This window comes from Pontibacter kalidii (assembly GCF_026278245.1).
GTDB lineage: Bacteria > Bacteroidota > Bacteroidia > Cytophagales > Hymenobacteraceae > Pontibacter > Pontibacter kalidii.
Genome location: NZ_CP111079.1, coordinates 4641646 through 4660690, shown reverse-complemented (window position 1 = coordinate 4660690; position 19045 = coordinate 4641646). Strand labels below are relative to the sequence as shown.

Here is a 19045-nt window from a genome sequence, read left to right as displayed (position 1 = left end):
GTACGAGGGTAGCTGCAAAAGACTAGGGGCAAAGAAAAAGCCTGCTGCAGAACAACAGGCTTAGTGCACTACATTACAGAAAATCATTCTAAGTACCAGGTATCCTGATGCCATGCAACGTCTAGCTATACCCAGGGCAAAAGATCCTACCTGCATAACCGGCTACTGCCCAGTTAGGTTACAGGCAAGTATAAAAAAATAGCCCGGCTTTGCTGGCCGGGCTATTCTGCTTCTGGTATGTATTAGCTATTATTCATTTACCACCGTTGGGTTTAGCTGCCACAGGTCGTCGTAACGCTGGGCGCCGGTGTTGCCGAGACCGATGTAGCCAAACTCACCAATGCCAAATCCTATGGCTGCCTGTCGCATTCCTCCCTTAAAGTCGCCAAGCTTCGTCCAGGTGTCTGTGGCAGGGTCAAACTTCCAGACATCATTCAGCGGGGCGCCGTTGGTGCCTCCCACCAGGTAGGCGTTGTTGTGGATGGAGAAGGTGGCGGCATAGGTGCGCGCCCCAGGGAATACCTTATCCGGGCGCTGCTCTTCCGTGAGGGTCTTCAGCTCTTTCCATTGGCCTGTGGCAGGGTCGAACTCCAACAGGTCGGTCTGGTACACGTTGTTGTTCTGGCCGCCGCCAACGTAGCCCTTGCCGTTAACCGTAAATGTAAAACCGTTCACGCGCTTGGCACCAATCAGACCGATCTGCTCCGTCCAGGTGGCGGAGGCCGGATCATACTTCCAGAAGTCTTTCTGGTAATTGCCATCAAAGCCGGCGCCTACATAGCCCGCGTTAGCAAAAGACATAGCAATGGCTCCGTAACGCGCTGTGGCCGGGAATTCCTCGATCTGCGTCCAGGTATTAGCGGCAGGGTCATACTCGTAGAAATCATTCAGGTAACTGGTGCCGTCGTAACCGGTGCCAATGTAGCCCTTGCCGTTGGCCGTGAAGCCCACCGCGGCGCTACGGGCTGCCCCCGGGAAATCGGCCTTCCTTACCCAGTTGTTCATGGCCGGGTCAAACATCCAGAAGTCGCTCAGGCGCCTGGAGCCATCGTGGCCGGTGCCCACGTACGCTTTGCCGTCGATCACGAAGGATACCGCGCTGCTGCGGGCCACTCCGGCAAAGTCAGACCGCTTCTGCCACTCTCCCAGCAGCACTTCGTCGTCACTGTCGCTATCGCAGGAGGAAAGCATGCCCACCGACAGCAGCAAGGCCACCATCATAAAGAGGCGTGAGTTTTTAAAGGGATTTTTCATAGTAGTAGATTATTGGATAGTAGTATAGTAGATGCGGAGGCGTACGTTTTTGATGGCCGGGTTCTGGGCACCCACCACCAGGCGGCTGACGCCGTTCTTGAACTCAGATGCAGCTGGGGCCAGGTAGAGCGGCAGGTTGGTGCGGTAATCCGTCTTCAGCTTATTGATAAAGAACTCGGTAACTGAGAATTCGTAACGCCCGTCTGTCGCCGTTTCGCTGGACTTGATGAAGTTCGAGGTCAGCAGAAGGCCGTCTGGATTATACTCTGTCACCAGCGGCGAGTACAGCAAACCACTCATGCCGGTTTCGTACAGGCCCATTGATGACGGCACCGGGAAAGGGTATACCGTCGTAGCGCCTCTGAACGGCTCCACCACCAGGGTGACCTTATTGATGAACTCCGGCTTCACCTTCTCTTTCAGCTTATCCAGGTGTGGTATCTCCAGCTTGATCATCAGGCCGGTGCCGGCCTGTGCCACGCTGATTTCGTTTGTCTGGCTGGCTGGCAGCTCTCCGCTCTCCTGCAGGCCCTCCAGTGGGCTGCCCGTGAAATCACCGTCTAGCTTGTTAAACTGCAGGTTGGAGTTGATCAGCGGGAAAGTATACATCTTAACGGTTCTGGCTCCGCCCGAGGCAGATGGCTCGGAATAGTAAAGGGTAACCAAAGCGCCCGCCGCCGGGAAGCCAAGCACGGCATTCCCGCTGGTGGCAGTGATGCCCAGGCCCTTAAAGAATGCGGTGAAGTTGGCGTTATCCTTCAGTTTATCATCACCGGCCTTTTGCAGGTCGAACCACTGCTGGCCCAGTTCGTCGCTCAGGTCTATGACCAGCGTATCTTTTCTAACCGGTCTTGGCGCAAAAGTATGCGTTCCAATCGGCTCCGGTTTCACCGCTACGTTGGTTTTGTTGTAAAGCGCGGGGTTCTGGTAGAAGTATGAACTCGGCTCCTCATTCGGGATGGTTGGCGGCAGCGCACGCGCTGCGAGCGTAGAGCTTAACTCGTGTATGCTATAGGTTACAGCCTGCGTGGTATCACCATAATAATATCCTGATGTAGGCAGGAACAGCTTCAGCGAGTCGTAGGTGGCTTCCGCTGCCGGTGCGGCCAGCGAACCCCCAGGACCTATCTGGAAGTAGGTAGCGGCGTGCAGGGTGCCGGTTTGCGGCGTGGTATACTGCCCCACCACCATGTTTCCTGTTCCGGAAGTGGCAATAGAATCCACCATCACCGTGGACAGGTTAATGGTCAGCGTATCCGTAAACGTGCCGGACACATTATCTTCTACCAGCGCCAGGCCCAGCTCGTTCGGGTCCTCGCAGGAGGACAGCAGCAGCACCGCGCCCAGGCAGTAAAACAGGTAATTGAACTTTTTCTTCAAAAGAGATTTTGTTGCGGGAAATAACATATAATGACCGTGAAAAACAGGTTTTCCTCAAACTAATGTGGTGGCTTTTGCAAGCTTACCTCAAACGATTATGAAGAGAAACATCGTGTATAGATTCTTTACTAATTTATAGCTACAAAGCCACAATTAATTCAGCCTCAAATATAACACTATATTTTCTTCAACAGAAAGATATTACCTTCTGTAAACTGCAAACCCCTTAGATTATTGCACCGCATGAGGCATGGAGACCGGCACCGGCAGAGAATAGCGTTTGGCCTGGGCGTGAGGCAAACAAAAGGCCCGCCATGCAGGCCTTCTGTATTCGCTCACCTTAGTTAATCAATCACATTACACTTAACAATTCACTTTTATAGCTGCGCGCTCTCCGGCTTTCCGCACACGTCCACCACCTTCACGGCTGGGTACATCATGTAGTTGGCTGTGCAGCGGGGGCCATCCGAGCCGCTTAGTTCCAGGCGCAGGCTTACTTTTGCACCTACCTCCCGGTACTGTTCAGGCAGGTTATGGGTGGTAACAAAGCCACCGTGCAACTGCCCCACATAAGCACCGCTCTTGCCGGCCACCTCCTCCGAGTTATCCTCCAGCTTAAGTATGAACCAGCCAGGCTGGCAGTCCTGAGCCACAACCTCTGCGGTAGTGCAGGCTGGCACGGGTGCTGTTTTGGAACAGCCCGAAGCCAGCAGGGCAAGGCAAAGGTATAGTATGGTGATGCAGCCTAGGGTTTTCATGGTTACTGATGGTGGTATTTAAGGGTATTGACCTGCCTGGCAGCTGCAGGCTTTGTTCATAGCTTAGAAGATGGCAGCGGATTTATAGTACGGTAAAGAGCAGCAGCGCCAACAGCAGGTACCACCCATATAGGTTTTCGCGCGCCGCAAAAGCGCATAGCTCCATCAGGTTCAGCAGTGGTTTCATAGGCAGCAGGCTTTTGTCTTCTATACTTTTATGACCCCAAAGTATACCTGCGCGTTGCAAGCTACCGGAAAAATAATCGGCTATCTGCGGCCCGGTCCTATGTCGTAGTTCAGGGCCATGTTGAAGCCCATGGTGTAGGGCTTGCCCTGCGGCGCCTGCGCCTTCTCCGGCGAAGAAAGCATCGTATCGAAGTATCCCCTGTACTCCGGCCCGATGGCAATGGACAGGTTGTTGGAAAGGCGCTTGCCCACACCGGCAGTTACGTTGCCAGACCACTGCAGCTTACGGAACGGGGAGTTGTCGTCGTTGAGTTCGTAGTCCGTATCGCGCACCTCGGCGGCAGAGGCCAGGATAGACGTCTGGAGCAGGATGTTGGCCGCTACGCCACCGCCGGCAAACCAGAACCAGTCTTTGCCCAGGTTGCCCTCGTACTGCACGCCCACCGGCACGGTAAGGTGGCGGTAGCGGTACAGCACGTTAAACTCGTCGGTTTTGGCCACGCTAAGCGAGTCGGAGGCGTAGTTGCTGCTAAGCGACGGCACAAAGATCGTGGTGGCCCCCGGCGACTCGGCCTGCTCTGTGCCCGGCCTGCGCCAGAACTGCTGTATCACGTAGCTGGATTTGGAGCGGGCGGTGTTTTGTGTAAAGCCCAAGCCGCTCAGCAATTTCCATTTTTTGCCCAGCCTAAAGCCCGCCTTGGCCTCTATGCCGAATGAGAAGCCGGGTTCCACTTCCTCCTCATGCTCCTCGCGGGCCTCGTCCATCATGCGGGCCGACTGCTGCATGGCTGTGGCGGGGGCAAACGAAGCAAAGCTGTTCATGGGACCCATCATCTGGGAAGGGATGCCGATGTTTTGCTCAAAGTAGCTCGGTGCATAGGCCATCCCCAAAGACCATCTCCCAGCAGATGTATTCTCTTTTTCTGTATCGGCAGCAGCGGTAGCCAGTGCTTTTTTCTCTGATTTATACATCTGCTGCACCGCCTCCTGCTCTGCCTTCAGCTGCTTCATGCGGTTCATCACGATCTCGTTCAGTGTCCTGAAATCTTCCGGAGCCTCATGTGACGCTCCGGCGAGGGCAGGCGCTCCGCCAGCAACAAACCTGGAAGCACCGCTTGGGCGCTCTGTAAACACCCGGCTCATACTTTCGAGCCTGGAGAACATACTACGGGCATCCATACTTTCGCGGCCTCCCCGCGCGTTCTGAGGGGCCATGCCGTACTTGCCGGCCGGCACGCTATGCCAGGCGCCAGGGTCGGGGGTAGCGGCTGTAGTAGTGGCAACGGCAGTGATGTTGGCAGTAGTCTCTGACTTTATACTTGCAGCCACTGGCTCTTTGCCAGCTTTTGCGGCCCTGGCTATAATTTGGCTCGCTAAGGCTTTAGGCTCTATTGATGCTGGCTCCTGCATGGCGGCGGCAATGGCTTCGTTGGTAGCAGCGGCTTCTTCCCTGGCAGGTTGTACGGCGGCGAAAGTTCGGTTTGGCTGCTCCACCTGGGCCACAGGCGCCACGGCAGGGCCGCCAAAATAGTAGGCGGCAAAACCACCCGCTATCAGCAGCAGCGTCACGCAAGCGGCTGCCAGCTGCCTGTAAAAAAGCATTCCCCGCTTGTACTGCCCGTTTTCCTGCACGGTCAGGCTGTGGTCTATGCGGGCCCAAAGGTCTGCGGACGGAGAAGCCTCAGCGTCCTGCATGCGGCGGCGGAACTCCTCCTCCAGCCCTCCGCGCTTATTGTTAGTTGCTGATGACATGTTCCTTAAGTTTTTCTTCCTGGCGCAGCAGCATACTCTGCAGTATGGCCCTGGCGCGCGAATATTGTGATTTTGAAGTTCCCTCCGATATGCCCAGCATCTCGCCGATCTCCTTGTGGTTGTAGCCCTCTATCGCGTAGAGGTTAAATACCATCCGGTAGCGGGGTGCCAGACTCTGTATCATGCCCAGGAGCTCGTCCATGGTATAGTCGCTCAGGCTCATATCCCCGGAGCTGATGTTGGCCACCTCCTCCGCCTCATGCGACACGGTGAGCAGTTGCTTGCTGCGCAGGTGCTTCAGGGCGGTGTTCACCATGATGCGGCGGATCCAGAACTCCAGCGGGCAGTCCTTCTTAAAGTTTTGGATATGGTTGAACACCTTGATAAAGGCATCCTGCATGATATCCTCGGCTTCGAAGGTAGTGGGAGCGTAACGCAGGCACACCACCATCATCTTTTTAGCATAAAGGTCATAGAGCAGGCGCTGCATGTCGCGCTTGCCCGCGATGCACCCTTCTATGAGCCTCTCCTCATCTGACTTTGGTTTGGTAAAAAGCTTCAAATGCCGCCTGCTTTACGTTTGTTTATACTATGATTCCTGCCAGGCACTTAAGGTTGCAAGCAGGCAAAAAATATTTTCAGGAAGGGGCCAAGCCTCTGGGAAAGACCCGCTTCTGCGAGTAAAGATAGGAAAATACCATAGCAGCAACAGCTGCACCTGCTATGATTATTTTAAAGTTTACTGATTTAAGTACCAGACAGGGTCCAGAAAGTGCGTTTATACTTTAAGCGGGAAGTTTTAGCAGGACAACGAATGAAAGTATAAACGGCTACTCATCCAAAAGAAGAGAGCAAAAGAATCACAGATCACACGAAGTATAAACCCCCTAAAAAAGTAAAGCCTCCCGGGCGGGAGGCTTTCTTCTTTCGCAGCAAGCATTTTAGTAGTTGTAAATCATCTTAAACCTCGCTCAAAAGATCTTATATACCTTAATAGGGTAGATGCAGGAACTTGTAAAAAAGTATGCCGAGCAATGTCAGCAGCAGTAGCCAGGCATAACTGATGGCCTTTATCGCCAGAACGGACTGCCCCATTTCCTCATACGCCTGCAGCCTCGCCTCCTGCAGCACCGCCTTGGGCAGCAGCCTGTACGAAACCGACAAGCCCAGCGCCACAATCACCACATCATCCAGGTAACCGAAAACCGGAACCAGGTCAGGCAACAGGTCAATCGGGCTAACCGCGTAGGCGATGGAAACCGCCAGGAGCACCTGTACATACCACCTCACGCGGCTGTCGCGGTAAGCCAGGTACAGGGCGTAGATATCAGTATGTAACGAATGTGCTTTTTGTTTTAGGGTGTATAGTTGCGTCATGCAGTAGGGTTTAAGAGCTCGTACTACTTAAACGCATATAACACCGGGTAAAGTTGCACTGTCCCGGCCTTTTTTATACCCTTGACAATTGTAATATTAAATATTAAGAATTCCAAATATCCCAGGCGGCTTCCGCCTGCAGGTGCAGCATGGGCAAACCGTTGAGTGTGCTGGCCCCCTGGGCGGCGCAACTCTGCAGAAAAAGCGTTTGGATGGGATTGTACACCAAATCGTAGCAATAGTGCCCGGCGGTGATGTGCTCATACGGCAGCGGCGGCTGCTCCTGCACGTGGGGGTACATGCCCAGCGGCGTAGTGTTGATGACAAGGTTATAGCTGAGCAGCAGCTCCGGCGTTAGCTGTGCGTAGCTCAGCTGCCCCTCCGCCTCTTTCCTGGAAACACGCAGGTACGGGATGCCCAGCGCGTCCAGCGCGGCCCACACGGCCTTGGCTGCACCGCCTGTGCCCAGCACCAGCGCCTGCCCCCGCTCCTGCTCCGGATAAAACTCCTCCAGGGAATTCCTGAAGCCGATATAGTCGGTGTTATACCCTTTGGTGCGCCCGCCGCTTATCTTAATCGTGTTCACGGCGCCGATGGCGGCGGCAGCCTCATCCAGCTCATCCAGCAACGGGATTACCTGCTCTTTGTAGGGCACCGTTACGTTCAGGCCCACCAGCTCCGGCTCCTGCTGCAACAGCCCCGGAAGCGCTTGCACCCCGGGCAGCTCGTACAGCCCATAAACGGCGTCAGTTATGCCTTCCCGCTCATACTTCTCGGTAAAGTATTTTTTGGAGAAGGAATGGCCAAGCTTTTTACCAATGAGCCCGAATTTGCGCATATAATTTATACTTGAGAGTTACACCCGCACCTGCTGGGTAGCGGTATCGTTGGAGAAGCGGTCCAGCAAGTATACCATCAGGAACCCGAAAATGGCCAGCAGAGCACCGTAGAGTAAGTATGCATCATGACCGGTTATAGCCTCATAATTGGTTGGCAGCACATTCTCCTGCACCAGCGGTTTCACCTCGCCATGACGGTCGGTGTAGGTTTCTAGCGTTTGTTTCCAGGGCCATACCTTGTTCAGGGAGCCGACCATGAAGCCCGTGAGCAACGCCACCGTGACGTTATGGTACTTCCTGAGCATCCAGTTCAGCACATGCGAGAAAGTAAGGATGCCGGTAACGCAGCCAAGCCCAAACGTAAGGATAATACTTATCTTCAGATCCTTGAGCGCCAGCATGATGTACTCATACTTAGCCAGCAGCACAAGTATAAAGCTACCCGATATTCCCGGCAGAATCATAGCACAGATAGCAATGGCACCGGACAAAAACACAAACCAGTACGCCTCCGGCGTTTGCGCCGGGGTGGCCACCGTGATATAATAGGCTATGGCAATGCCAAGCAGCCCGGCCAGCACCACGCCCAGGGTCCAGCGGGTAATCTTTTTGGCCACCACCACAGCAGAGGCTACGATCAGCCCAAAGAAAAAGGCCCACAGCATCTCTGCGTGAAACTCTAGCAAGTATAAAATCAGCCTTGAGAGGGAAGCGAAAGACACCCCGATTCCTGCCAGCAGCACCACCAGGAAGTTCCCGTTGATGTGCTTCCAGAACCCTTTCAGGTCGAAGCGCAACAGCAGCTTCAGGGCCTGCCCGTTTACAGAGCGAATGGAGCCCAACAACTCCTCGTAGATGCCGGTGATAAAGGCAATGGTTCCGCCTGAGACGCCGGGCACCACATCGGCAGCACCCATGCCCATGCCTTTGGAGAACAGCAACAAATACTCTTTCAGCGATCTTCTTTCCATAAAATTGATTCAGCTATACTTGGTGTAGCATCCTATAAGACAAAAAATTGCCCGTGCGGCCACACCGACGGGCAATTTATACTTTCAATTTTATACTTTATATCTTCTGTCCTGCCTTTTCCATGTTCAGGAAGTGGTCGAACGTGTCGCCACGCAGGCCCAGGCGGATCGTCTCCAGCGGAATAACTTCGCTTGGCGCAATGTTACCCAAGTTCACGTTGGCGCCCAACAGTTTGATAAACCATACCTGCTGCGCCTTCTGCGGGGCCTCCCACAAGATCTTCTCGAAAGGCACCTGCGTCAGGATCTCCTCCACCAGGCCGCTACGCACCTCGCCGGTAGAGCGGAACAGGCCTACATTACCTCCCTCGCGGGCCTCCCCGATCACCTTCCAGGCGCCGGCCTCCAGTTCCGCCTTCATCAGCCTGATCCACATGTAGGGCGGAATGATCTTCTCGGCATCCTTGGAGCCCACCTCCGACAGCACCGTTACCTGCTCTGCCAGTTTGGCGATGTACGCGCACTTTTCGTCGTGCGGCATATCCAGCGAGCCATCCGATACCTCGGCAAACGTCATTTGGTACTTGTCCAGCACCCGGCGGTAGTCCTCGAACTGATTGCGGGCGATGAACGCCTCAAACAAGGTACCTCCGAAATAGGTTGGGATACCGGCAGCCCTGTAGACATCCAGCTTCTTGGTAAGGTTAGGCGTAACGAAAGACGTGGCCCAGCCCAGTTTTACAATATCTACGTACTCTCCGGCTACCTCCAGGAAGTCCTCCACCTCCCGTACGCTCAGGCCTTTGTCCATGGCCATGGTAAATCCACGCTCACGGGGCTTGGCCGCGCGCTCCGGAATGCTCTTAAGGGTATAATTCATCTGATTTTATTTGCGGTACTGATCTATTAATCGGGCTAATGCGCGCTGCGACTCCAGCTCGGGAAAGAACTCGAATAGCAGCCTGTGCTTGTCGAAGTCCAAAATTAACGCATTTTCCAGATAATTATAAGCTTCGCGGTATTTTCCTGCAGAAAGCATGTAGGCGCAGGCTCTATAGTATAGCTCCGCCTCCTTTGGCTGCAGCTCTATGGCGTTGAGTATGATGTCGGTGGCCTCCTCAAAATTGCCCTGCTCATAAAGTATAACCGACCAGTTCAGGTAGATATTCTTATCGTCGGGCCGGATCTCGGATGCCCGCTCATAGCTCTCCAGCGCCGACACCACATGGCCTACGTGATATTCGGCACCGGCCAGGGCCACCCAGTAATCGGCGCTGTCGTCGTACAGCTCCACGGCTTTCTTGAAGAAGTGCACTGCCTCGTACCACTTTCCCTGTGCATCCAGTATGACACCGATGCCGAACCAGGCTTCGTCCATCTCCGGGTCCAGGTCCACGGACTTCTGGTAGTAGCGCCGCGAGAGGTCCCATTGCTGCATTTTCTCATAGCACTCGCCAATGTTACAGTAGATCTCAGCGTTCGGCTCCCCATGCTCGATCATGGCGTTGAAGGCCTCGATGGCCTTGGTATACTCGCCCATGTATACCAGGGCGTTGGCCATGTTGTTGTAGGCCGTGATAAAGTCCGGGCGGATGATGGTGGCGTAGTCGTAGGCGGCAATGGCCTTATCGTAGGCGCCCATCTTATTGTACACGTTGCCCAGGTTAAACCAGGCCACATACGAGTAGGGCTCGTCGTCCACAAACTTCTGGAAGAAGGGTACATTCTCGCTCACGGTATTGGTCACATCCAGGCAGTAGAGTATCTCCTGCATAGCTGCCTCGTTCTCGGGGTTCAGCTCCACGCATTTCTTGTAATACTTCACCGCCGACGACAGCTTGCCCCAGGTCTGGTAGGCCAGGGCAATGTTGAAGTATATATCGTCGCGGTCATCAGCGTAAGCCAGCGCCTTCTTAAAATAGTCGATGGCATCGCGGAATTCCCCCCGTTGGGTATAGATAATACCGCGCGTCAGCTGCACATCCGCGTTCTCGGGCTCCACCTCCGCCACTTTATTAATCAGCACAAGGGCCTCCTCGAAGCTACCCGACATGGCCAGCAGCTGCGCCTTGTCTATCTGCAGCTCCGTAGAGAACGGGTACTGCACCAGGGCCGAGTTACAGGCCGCCAGCGCCTTCTTGTATTCAAAGTTTGCGGTATAATGATCTATGATATACTCAAAATCGGTGAGGTCGAAGAAAGCCGCTTCGTTGTTGCCGAGCATGCGCTCGTAACGCTGTATCAGTTCCAGCTCCTCGCTGTGTTCGTCAAAGTTTTCTTTCATCTCCGGTATCCAACAAGCTGCGCAAACAGCCTTTTTCTTACTACATTATAACACTGCAAATAGTTTATTTACCCCCTTGCAGACTGCCAGCGCTCATTTGCCCCTGCAACTCCCGGCAAACCCAATTCACTGACTCTGAAACAGGTCTGAACTCAAACCCGATCGCCTTCCGCAGCTTATCGTTGCTGAAGAAGTGGGTTTTCCGGGATACCCGGGCCGTGTCTTTGGTGATGAGCGGGCGGGCGCCCGTAAGCCAGGCGCGGGCATGCTCCAGCCGCCACACCACTTCTGCCAGCGCCGACGGCACTCTCATGCCTGGCGCTCTCTTGCCGAAGCAGGCTGCCGCCTTCTCAAAAAAATTCTTGTAGCTCACCCGCTCCGCATTCAGGATAAACCTTTCCCCGGATAAGTCCGAGAAGGCGAGGCGCAGCATAGCCTCCACCACATCGCGCACATCCACGAAGTTGGCCTCGCCAGCGGTATAAAAGGGGCGTTCGTTGTACACGTACCGGAACAGTTGAGTGCTGCTGCGGCTCCAGTCGGCGGGGCCAAGTATAATCGAGGGGTTCACGATAACGGCATCCAACCCCTCGGCCACGCCGCGCCATACTTCCAGTTCCCCAAAGTACTTGGAGCTGGCATAAGCCGATACCTCTGCCGCAGGGTCCCACTTGGCGTCCTCGTTGAGCACCTCCGTGTTTTTGGGCCGGCCAACCGCCGCGATCGAGCTCACGTGGCAGAGCTTTATACCTCCGGCCTCCAGGCAGGCATCCACCAGGTTGGCGGTGCCCTCTATGTTCACCTGTTTCAGCAATTCTCCGTCCTGCGGCGCGTACGACACCAAGCCGGCACTATGGAAAACATACTTCACACCCACCAGCGCCTCGCGCAGCAGGGCCGGGTCCAGGATATCGCCCTCCACCCACTGCACCTGGTCTGCACCGGCCACAGCGGGTATTTGGTTGCGGTAAAGCGCCTTTACCTGGTGCCCGCGCTGCAAGAGCTCCGGAATCAGAAAACTGCCGATCAGGCCACTGCCGCCCGTTACAAATACCATGGTTTGTGGAAGTATAGCGTATGAAATGAGGTAAAATTAGAGCTGCCTGTTGCGCAGCGGCAAGGCCAGTGCCTTAACCAGGTACTTAGAACCGAGCACCTTGTGCAAAGTGGCGATATGCTTCATGCCATGGGTGTCGGTGCCCAGAAAATCAACTAAGCCCTGCTCTACCAACCGCTCGGCCACATCCCTGGCACCGGGGGAGTAGTAGCCGACCAACGAGTTGAGGTTGGGCTGAAACAGCACGCCATGCTCCCGTAGTGCCACCAGTTCCTCGAACTTGCCATAGAAATACGTGTACCGCTCCGGGTGCGCCAGCACGGGCTGGTACCCCTTGGAGCGCATCTTAAAGATCGTCTCCCGCAGGTTCAGGGGCTCATTCAGGAACGATGTCTCGAACAAGAGATAGTTCTTGCCGAAGGTCAGCAGCTCCTCATCGTTGTCGAGCTTATCGAGCAGGCCCTCGTCCAGGTAATACTCCGCCGCGCAGTCCAGCTCTATCTCTATACCCGCCTCTTTTACCGCCTGCCGCAGCAGCTGCAGCTTCTCGCGAATAATCTCCGGCGTGTTTTTGTAGAAGTCGCTCATGATGTGCGGCGTCATGATCAGTTTGCGGTAGCCCAGCTCCTTCATCCCCTGCACGAGTTCCAGCGACTGCGCCAGGCTTTCGGAGCCGTCGTCTATGCCCGGAAGAATGTGCGAATGCATATCCGCGCCAAGCTCGCCAAGCGAGACCTCCAGCGCAGGCTCATTCCCTCCAAACAGGTTCTTCAAAAACTGTATCATCTTACCCAAACCGATTCCTGTGGCCCTGCTGCAAAGGGCAGCACAGCAAAACAATCCTCAAAATAACAGAAATTAAAATCACGGTCAAAATAAAGCTACCGCCATGCAGTCGGCTCTATTACATACGATTAAATCTATATAGATGATTGTTGCTCCGCCCTTATTTATATAGCTTTGTAAACAACGGATAGGGCAAAACCGTTATACAAGCTACGCATCACCTTAATTAACAACCCAAAACTATACATGGAATTAAAAACAACAGAAAACCAGCGCATGATTGCGGACATGGTCCGTGACTTTGGCGCCAAGCACATCAAGCCTAAAATGCGGGAGTGGGACGAGTCTCAGGAGTTTCCGGTAGAGGTATTTAAAAAACTCGGAGAGCTGGGGCTGATGGGGGTGCTCGTGCCAGCAGAGTATGGCGGCTCAGGCTTTGGTTACCTGGAGTACGTTACGGCCATCGCGGAACTTTCCAAGATCGATGGCTCCATCGGCCTTTCTATGGCCGCGCATAACTCGCTTTGCACCGGCCACATCCTGGCTTTCGGCAACGAGGAGCAGAAAAGAAAGTACCTGCCTAAGCTAGCCACCGCCGAGTGGATCGGGGCCTGGGGCCTGACGGAGCCAAACACGGGCTCAGACGCGGGCAACATGCGCACCGTGGCGGTGCAGGACGGCGACTACTGGGTGATCAACGGCGCCAAGAACTTTATCACGCACGGCAAGTCGGGCAATGTGGCGGTGGTGATCGTGCGCACTGGCGAGGTAGGCGACTCCCATGGCATGACCGCTTTCGTGATCGAGAAAGGCACCGAGGGCTTTAGCGCCGGCCGCAAGGAAGACAAACTGGGCATGCGTGCCTCTGAGACCACGGAGCTTATCTTCCAAGACTGCCGCGTGCACAAAGACCAGATCCTGGGTGAGGTGGGCGATGGCTTCGTTCAGGCGATGAAGGTGCTCGATGGCGGCCGTATCTCGATTGCTGCACTTTCGCTGGGCATTGCGCAGGGCGCATTGGATGCCGCGCTGGCTTACTCGAAAGAGCGCCACCAGTTCAACAAGCCTATCTCCAGCTTCCAGGGCATTGCCTTTAAGCTGGCCGACATGGCCACCGAGGTAGAGGCGGCCTCTTTGCTCACCTACCAGGCCGCCGACATGAAAAACCGTGGGCTGAACGTGAACAAGGAATCGGCCATGGCCAAGCTGTATGCCTCCGAAGTATCGGTAAGGGTAGCCAACGAGGCGGTGCAGATCTTTGGCGGCTATGGCTTTACCAAAGACTACCCGGCTGAGAAGTACTACCGCGACGCAAAGCTTTGCACCATAGGTGAAGGAACCAGCGAGATACAGAAGCTTGTTATATCCAGGGCCATGTTAAAGTAAAAAGCCGTGGGAGAGGCTAATTAAGGGCTTTTCCCCTGCTTTCCTGGCTAAAACAAGGCTGTTTGATAAATATTTAGCAAACAAGTTGATTATTAAGTATAAGATTGTTTAAATTTGCAACCCTAAATCCAAAGAGAAGCGAGGAAAAATATGATTATTGTAAACGTAAAAGATAACGAGTCTGTAGACCGTGCTCTGAAGAGATTCAAGAAGAAATTTGAGAGAACTGGTGTTTTGAAAGAACTGCGCTCAAGAGCGTACTTCGAGAAGCCTTCTGTTGCCAAGAGAAAGCAAAAGGAGAGAGCCGTGTACAAGCAGCAAATGTTTGTAGACCAAAACTACTAGTATCTCTAGCTAGATACTTTATTTTTCCATACATTCGTATACCCTGCCTCACCCAGCAGGGTATACGAATGTATGGATTTATTTTTCAAGTACCTGCAGTACGAAAAGCGGTACAGCCCGCACACCCTTACCTCTTATCACACCGATCTGGGCCAATTCGCCGGTTACCTGCGTGAAGTATACCAGATCACCGATGCCGCCGAGGCCGACCACACCATTATCCGTTCCTGGATACTGACGCTGGTGCAGAACAACATCAAGCCGCGCTCCATCAACCGGAAGATTGCCTGCCTCCGCTCCTACTACAGGTTTTTACTGGCACAGGAGCGCATCAAAGCCAACCCCATGCTGCGCATCAAAGCGCCAAAGGCCAGCAAAAAGCTTCCCGCCTTTGTGCAGGAGGAGCCATTCAACAACCTGCTCGACACCTTTACCTTTGAGGATACCTTTGAGGGTCAGCGCGACCGGCTCATCCTGGAGTTCCTCTATGGCACCGGCATACGCCTTGCCGAGCTGATCAATATTGAGCCTGCTGACATCACCCTAGGCGCCAAAACAGTACGCGTTCTGGGCAAGGGCAACAAGGAGCGAATTGTGCCCCTGAACGACTCGCTGCTGCTGGCGCTGGATGCCTACCAAACTGAGAAAAGTCATTTTTTTGGTGATAACAATTCGGTAAAATTGCTCGTTACTAATAAAGCAAGGCCCCTTTACCCGAAGTTCGTTTATCGTGTCGTAAAAAAATATATCAGCTTGATCACCACCTCTGAACACAACAGCCCACACGTTCTGCGACACTCCTTCGCCACTCACTTACTCAACAAGGGAGCCGATCTTAACGCGATCAAAGATCTACTGGGGCATGCCAGCCTGGCGGCCACTCAGGTTTACACACACAATTCCATCGAGCAACTCAAATCCATTTTTGAGAAGGCTCACCCAAAAGCATAATCAGTTTAACTTTTAAATGTAAAGCATATGAAACTACAGATGCATTCCATCCACTTCGAGGCAGACCAGCAACTTGCTGATTTCGTTCAACAGAAAGTAGACAAGCTCGAAACTTTTTATGATCGCATTGTGGAAGGCGAAGTGTTTCTTAAACATAATAACAAAGAAGGCATAGCCAACAAGACCGTAGAGATCAAGCTGTTTGTTCCAGGCTCTACGCTGTTCTCCCAGGAGGATGCCCCGTCCTTTGAAGCTGCCGCCGATGCTGCCGTAGAGGCCATGCGACGCCAGCTAAAGCGCTTTAAGGAAAAGCAAATGGCTCACTAGCCTAACGTCTAAAGTATAAAAACAGCGGGGCCTGCTAAAGTATAGCAGGCCCCGCTGTTTTTATGTAAGAGCTGGTCTAAACGACTTGGCTACAGGCCAAACTCTGCTTTGATCCTATCCACGTAATCAAGCTTCTCCCAGGTAAAGGTCTCGAACTCTCTAGTTTCTTTCTTGCCTTTCACAGAGGTTTCCACCGATTTTTTTCCTGGTGTTCTGCCCATGTGGCCGTAAGCGGCCGTTTCGGAGAAGATCGGGTTCTGCAAACCAAAGCGCTGTACGATGGCATAAGGGCGCATATCAAACAGCTTATTCACCTTCTCAGCTATCTCGCCGTCGCTCATGGTGTTTCCGCTGGCGTCTTTCGCCTTGGTGGAGCCATAGGTGGTAACATACAGGCCCACCGGTTTGGCTACCCCGATGGCGTAAGCCACCTGCACCAGCGCCTGGCTGGCCACGCCGGCTGCTACCAGGTTCTTGGCGATGTGGCGTGCGGCATAGGCCGCCGAGCGATCCACTTTAGAGGAATCCTTGCCCGAGAAGGCGCCACCACCGTGCGCTCCCTTACCGCCGTAGGTGTCTACAATGATCTTGCGACCCGTCAAGCCTGTATCGCCGTGCGGGCCACCAATCACAAATTTACCGGTTGGGTTGATGTGGTAGATGATGTCAGAGTTGAACAGTTTCTGGATGCGCTCCGGCAGTTGCTTGAGCACGCGCGGGATTAGAATGCTGTCCACATCCTCTTTGATCTTCTCCACCATTTGGCGCTCTGCCTGGTTCCTGGCTTCGGTGCTCTTGTCGTCTGCCTGCACAAATTCATCGTGCTGCGTTGAGATCACGATCGTATCGATCTTCTCAGGCACGTGGTTATCGCTGTAGCGGATCGTTACCTGAGACTTGGCATCCGGACGCAAGTAGGTCATCTCCTTGCCTTCTTTGCGGATGGCAGCGAGCTCCTGCAGCAGCAGGTGCGAGATGCTCAGCGCAAGCGGCATATAGTTATCTGTCTCGTCGGTGGCATAGCCGAACATCATCCCCTGGTCACCAGCACCCTGGTCTTCCGGATTGGCACGCTCCACGCCCTGGTTAATATCGGCAGACTGCTCGTGGATGGCGGAGATAACGCCGCAGGCATCCGCGTCGAACATATATTCTGATTTCGTGTAGCCAATACGCTTGATCACCTCGCGGGCGACCTTCTGCACGTCTACGTAAGCTTCTGTCTTCACTTCTCCGCTCAGCACCACCAGGCCTGTGGTTACCAAGGTCTCACAGGCAACTTTAGACTGCGGGTCCTGCTTCAGGAACTCATCCAGAAGAGCATCCGAAATCTGATCAGCCACTTTATCCGGGTGTCCTTCTGACACAGACTCAGATGTAAATAAATAAGGCATTTTTCCTTTGGGTTTAGGTACAAAGTATAAACCGGCTGCCCCCTTTGGCAGCGGGTACAAAGCTAAGACAAATCTGCCATACTTGAAACTGAATATCAGGCCTGCACAGTTGCTTGTAACGTTTTACAGGCAAAAGGTTGCGGGCTAAAGTATACTTTGGCGTCACCACCAAACCGTGGCGCAGCAGGAGCCGGGGCACAACCTTTTAAAATGGCGCCCCGTTCATTTACTCTAAATAAAACACTTGAAATAATCCTCTATGAAACATATACTTTCTGTATTCTGCATACTAACCCTTCTAACGGGCAGCGCCTCAGCACAAGACGACTCCCCCTATAAAACGAGTTTCAAGGTGGATGCCCCCATAATTGCTGCCGGTATGGGCCTGAGCGCCTATGGCCTGTCGCTGATGCAGGACAAGAGCGGCATGAGCGAAGAAGAGATTATGGCATTGAGTAAAAAAGATGTTAACGGCTTTGACCGTTTTTCGGCAGGCTATGATTCAGAGAGCGCCAAAAAGATTAGCGATTTTCCATTTTATGGCTCTTTTGCAACCCCATTCCTGATGCTGCTTAACAAGAACGTGGGCAATAAAGCAGGCCAGGTACTGGTGCTGTATGTGGAGACAATGGCTGTAACAGGTGCCTTTTTCACGATGACGAACGGCAACGTGGAGCGCGCGCGCCCGCTCGTTTATAGTAATGAGGTGGATATCTCAGACAAGAATGATGCGAACGCACTTAATTCGTTTTACGCCGGCCACACTGCCGCCACTGCCAGCGCCACGTTCTTCGCCGCCAAGATCTTCCACGACTTTAACCCGGACTCCCCCGCCCGACCTTATGTATGGGCCGCCGCCGCCGCCGTGCCGGCCGCTGTCGGGTACCTGCGCCTGAAAGCCGGCAAGCACTTCCTGAGCGATAACTTGCTGGGCTATGGCATGGGCGCCGCCGCCGGCATCCTGGTGCCGCAGCTGCACAAAAAGACGAACAAGCGCAACATCAGCCTGATGCCGGTTTCCGGGAAGTATTTTAACGGGGCGCTGATGACGTATACTTTCTAGGGCATGAAACTGCTGCTGTGGCTCCTGGTCCTGTTGCCCTGCTTTGCCCGGGGCCAAGCCGCCACCGGCTCTCCCTATAAAACAGACTGGCTTCGCGATGGCGGTGTCACGGTTGGGGCTATAGGAGCCACAGTGGCAGGAAACATACTTATTGAGAAAAAGGAAAGGCTTACCCCTGCGGATGTCGCTACTCTATCCAAGTATGATGTGAACGGCTTTGACCGGTTTGCGGCAGGCAACTACAGCGCCAGCGCCGAAACCATAAGCGACTTTCCCTTTTACGGCTCCCTTCTGGCTCCGCTCCTGTTGCTGCTGGATGACGACGTGAAGCAGAATGCCCCACAGGTGTACCTGCTCTACGGCCAGGCACTATCTATAGCGGGAGGCATATACAGCATGACGGCTGGCCTTACCAGACGAAAACGGCCTTACGTATACGCCATCAACGCGCCTGTTGGGACCAAGACAGACAAACAGGCAACCAACTCCTTCTATGCGGGCCACACCGCCGCCACCGCTGCTGCGACGTTCTTTATAGCCAAAGTATACCACGACTTTAACCCTGACTCCCCCGCCCGCCCCTACATTTGGGCCGCTGCTGCCACAGTTCCAGCCACCGTGGGCTACTTACGCATCAAAGCCGGCAAGCATTTCCTAAGCGACAACCTTGTTGGCTACGCCATAGGTACAGGCATCGGCATTTTGGTGCCGGAACTGCACAGGGTTGACTCCCGCTTCTCGTTGGTGCCGGAGAGCAATGGTTGGTATGATGGGATGGCGGTGGTGTATCGATTCTGAGTGTCTTGCACAAAAAAAGGCCACCCGAGTGGGTGGCCTTTTGTGCAATAGGAGAAGTAACGTTACCCATCATAAGTTATGGGATATACACTATTACTTACTAATAAGGCTCTTAAAGTATCTCTTGTTATAGCTAC

19 protein-coding genes are annotated in these 19045 nt (G+C 53.9%); 6 read left to right on the top strand and 13 right to left on the bottom strand.

The genetic code is table 11. The annotated features are described in order from the left end of the window. Positions 1-249: 249 nt before the first annotated feature. The 12 genes from OH144_RS19625 to OH144_RS19570 all read right to left on the bottom strand — a co-directional run bounded on the left by OH144_RS19625 (position 250) and on the right by OH144_RS19570 (position 12632). Positions 250-1254, bottom strand: a complete 1005-nt coding sequence (locus OH144_RS19625) for a Kelch repeat-containing protein (RefSeq protein WP_266203961.1) — start codon at positions 1252-1254, stop codon at positions 250-252. 9 nt (positions 1255-1263) lie between these two features. Next, positions 1264-2634, bottom strand: a complete 1371-nt coding sequence (locus OH144_RS19620; RefSeq protein ID WP_266203960.1) for a DUF4270 family protein — start codon at positions 2632-2634, stop codon at positions 1264-1266. A gap of 377 nt (positions 2635-3011) precedes the next feature. Then, positions 3012-3392, bottom strand: a complete 381-nt coding sequence (locus tag OH144_RS19615) for a hypothetical protein (RefSeq protein WP_266203959.1) — start codon at positions 3390-3392, stop codon at positions 3012-3014. 267 nt (positions 3393-3659) lie between these two features. Further along, positions 3660-5330, bottom strand: coding sequence for a porin family protein (locus OH144_RS19610; RefSeq protein WP_266203958.1), 1671 nt, complete (start codon positions 5328-5330; stop codon positions 3660-3662). Further along, positions 5314-5892, bottom strand: a complete 579-nt coding sequence (locus OH144_RS19605) for an RNA polymerase sigma factor (RefSeq protein ID WP_266203957.1) — start codon at positions 5890-5892, stop codon at positions 5314-5316. Before OH144_RS19605 ends, OH144_RS19610 begins: the two co-directional genes overlap by 17 nt. 428 nt (positions 5893-6320) lie before the next feature. Then, the gene (locus tag OH144_RS19600) at positions 6321-6707 is read right to left on the bottom strand and encodes a YkvA family protein (RefSeq protein ID WP_266203956.1); all 387 of its coding nucleotides are present in this window, start codon (positions 6705-6707) and stop codon (positions 6321-6323) included. 103 nt (positions 6708-6810) lie between these two features. Continuing rightward, the gene (locus tag OH144_RS19595) at positions 6811-7545 is read right to left on the bottom strand and encodes a shikimate dehydrogenase family protein (RefSeq protein ID WP_266203955.1); all 735 of its coding nucleotides are present in this window, start codon (positions 7543-7545) and stop codon (positions 6811-6813) included. 18 nt (positions 7546-7563) lie between these two features. Next, positions 7564-8517 carry a DUF368 domain-containing protein gene (locus tag OH144_RS19590; RefSeq protein ID WP_266203954.1) on the bottom strand — a complete coding sequence of 318 codons (954 nt, stop codon included), beginning with the start codon at positions 8515-8517 and terminating at the stop codon, positions 7564-7566. A gap of 97 nt (positions 8518-8614) precedes the next feature. Beyond that, a complete protein-coding gene (locus OH144_RS19585; protein ID WP_266203953.1) occupies positions 8615-9397 on the bottom strand; it encodes a phosphosulfolactate synthase in 783 nt (260 codons plus the stop codon). A 6-nt stretch (positions 9398-9403) separates the two neighbouring features. After that, the gene (locus tag OH144_RS19580; RefSeq protein ID WP_266203952.1) at positions 9404-10801 is read right to left on the bottom strand and encodes a tetratricopeptide repeat protein; all 1398 of its coding nucleotides are present in this window, start codon (positions 10799-10801) and stop codon (positions 9404-9406) included. Positions 10802-10865: 64 nt separating this feature from the next. Next, positions 10866-11858: an NAD-dependent epimerase/dehydratase family protein gene (locus OH144_RS19575; RefSeq protein WP_266203951.1), complete on the bottom strand. Its 993-nt coding sequence runs from the start codon at positions 11856-11858 to the stop codon at positions 10866-10868. Between the two features lie 36 nt (positions 11859-11894). Continuing rightward, entirely contained in the window at positions 11895-12632 is a 738-nt protein-coding gene (locus OH144_RS19570) for a tyrosine-protein phosphatase (RefSeq protein WP_266203950.1), read from the bottom strand. A gap of 258 nt (positions 12633-12890) precedes the next feature. Here OH144_RS19570 and OH144_RS19565 point away from each other — a divergent pair, with 258 nt between their 5' ends. The 4 genes from OH144_RS19565 to hpf all read left to right on the top strand — a co-directional run bounded on the left by OH144_RS19565 (position 12891) and on the right by hpf (position 15653). Further along, entirely contained in the window at positions 12891-14030 is a 1140-nt protein-coding gene (locus OH144_RS19565; protein WP_266203949.1) for an acyl-CoA dehydrogenase, read from the top strand. A gap of 150 nt (positions 14031-14180) precedes the next feature. Continuing rightward, positions 14181-14375, top strand: a complete 195-nt coding sequence (gene rpsU, locus OH144_RS19560; RefSeq protein ID WP_266203948.1) for a 30S ribosomal protein S21 — start codon at positions 14181-14183, stop codon at positions 14373-14375. A gap of 72 nt (positions 14376-14447) precedes the next feature. Next, a complete protein-coding gene (locus OH144_RS19555; protein WP_266203947.1) occupies positions 14448-15326 on the top strand; it encodes a tyrosine-type recombinase/integrase in 879 nt (292 codons plus the stop codon). A gap of 27 nt (positions 15327-15353) precedes the next feature. Further along, the gene (gene hpf / locus OH144_RS19550; protein WP_266203946.1) at positions 15354-15653 is read left to right on the top strand and encodes a ribosome hibernation-promoting factor, HPF/YfiA family; all 300 of its coding nucleotides are present in this window, start codon (positions 15354-15356) and stop codon (positions 15651-15653) included. Between the two features lie 89 nt (positions 15654-15742). Here the strand turns inward: hpf and metK are convergent, their stop codons facing one another. After that, positions 15743-17047, bottom strand: a complete 1305-nt coding sequence (gene metK, locus OH144_RS19545; protein ID WP_266203945.1) for a methionine adenosyltransferase — start codon at positions 17045-17047, stop codon at positions 15743-15745. Between the two features lie 259 nt (positions 17048-17306). Here metK and OH144_RS19540 point away from each other — a divergent pair, with 259 nt between their 5' ends. Together OH144_RS19540 and OH144_RS19535 are read left to right on the top strand one after the other, a co-directional pair. Then, the gene (locus OH144_RS19540; RefSeq protein ID WP_266203944.1) at positions 17307-18110 is read left to right on the top strand and encodes a phosphatase PAP2 family protein; all 804 of its coding nucleotides are present in this window, start codon (positions 17307-17309) and stop codon (positions 18108-18110) included. 3 nt (positions 18111-18113) lie between these two features. After that, positions 18114-18908: a phosphatase PAP2 family protein gene (locus tag OH144_RS19535; RefSeq protein ID WP_266203943.1), complete on the top strand. Its 795-nt coding sequence runs from the start codon at positions 18114-18116 to the stop codon at positions 18906-18908. The last annotated feature ends 137 nt before the right edge of the window (positions 18909-19045 follow it).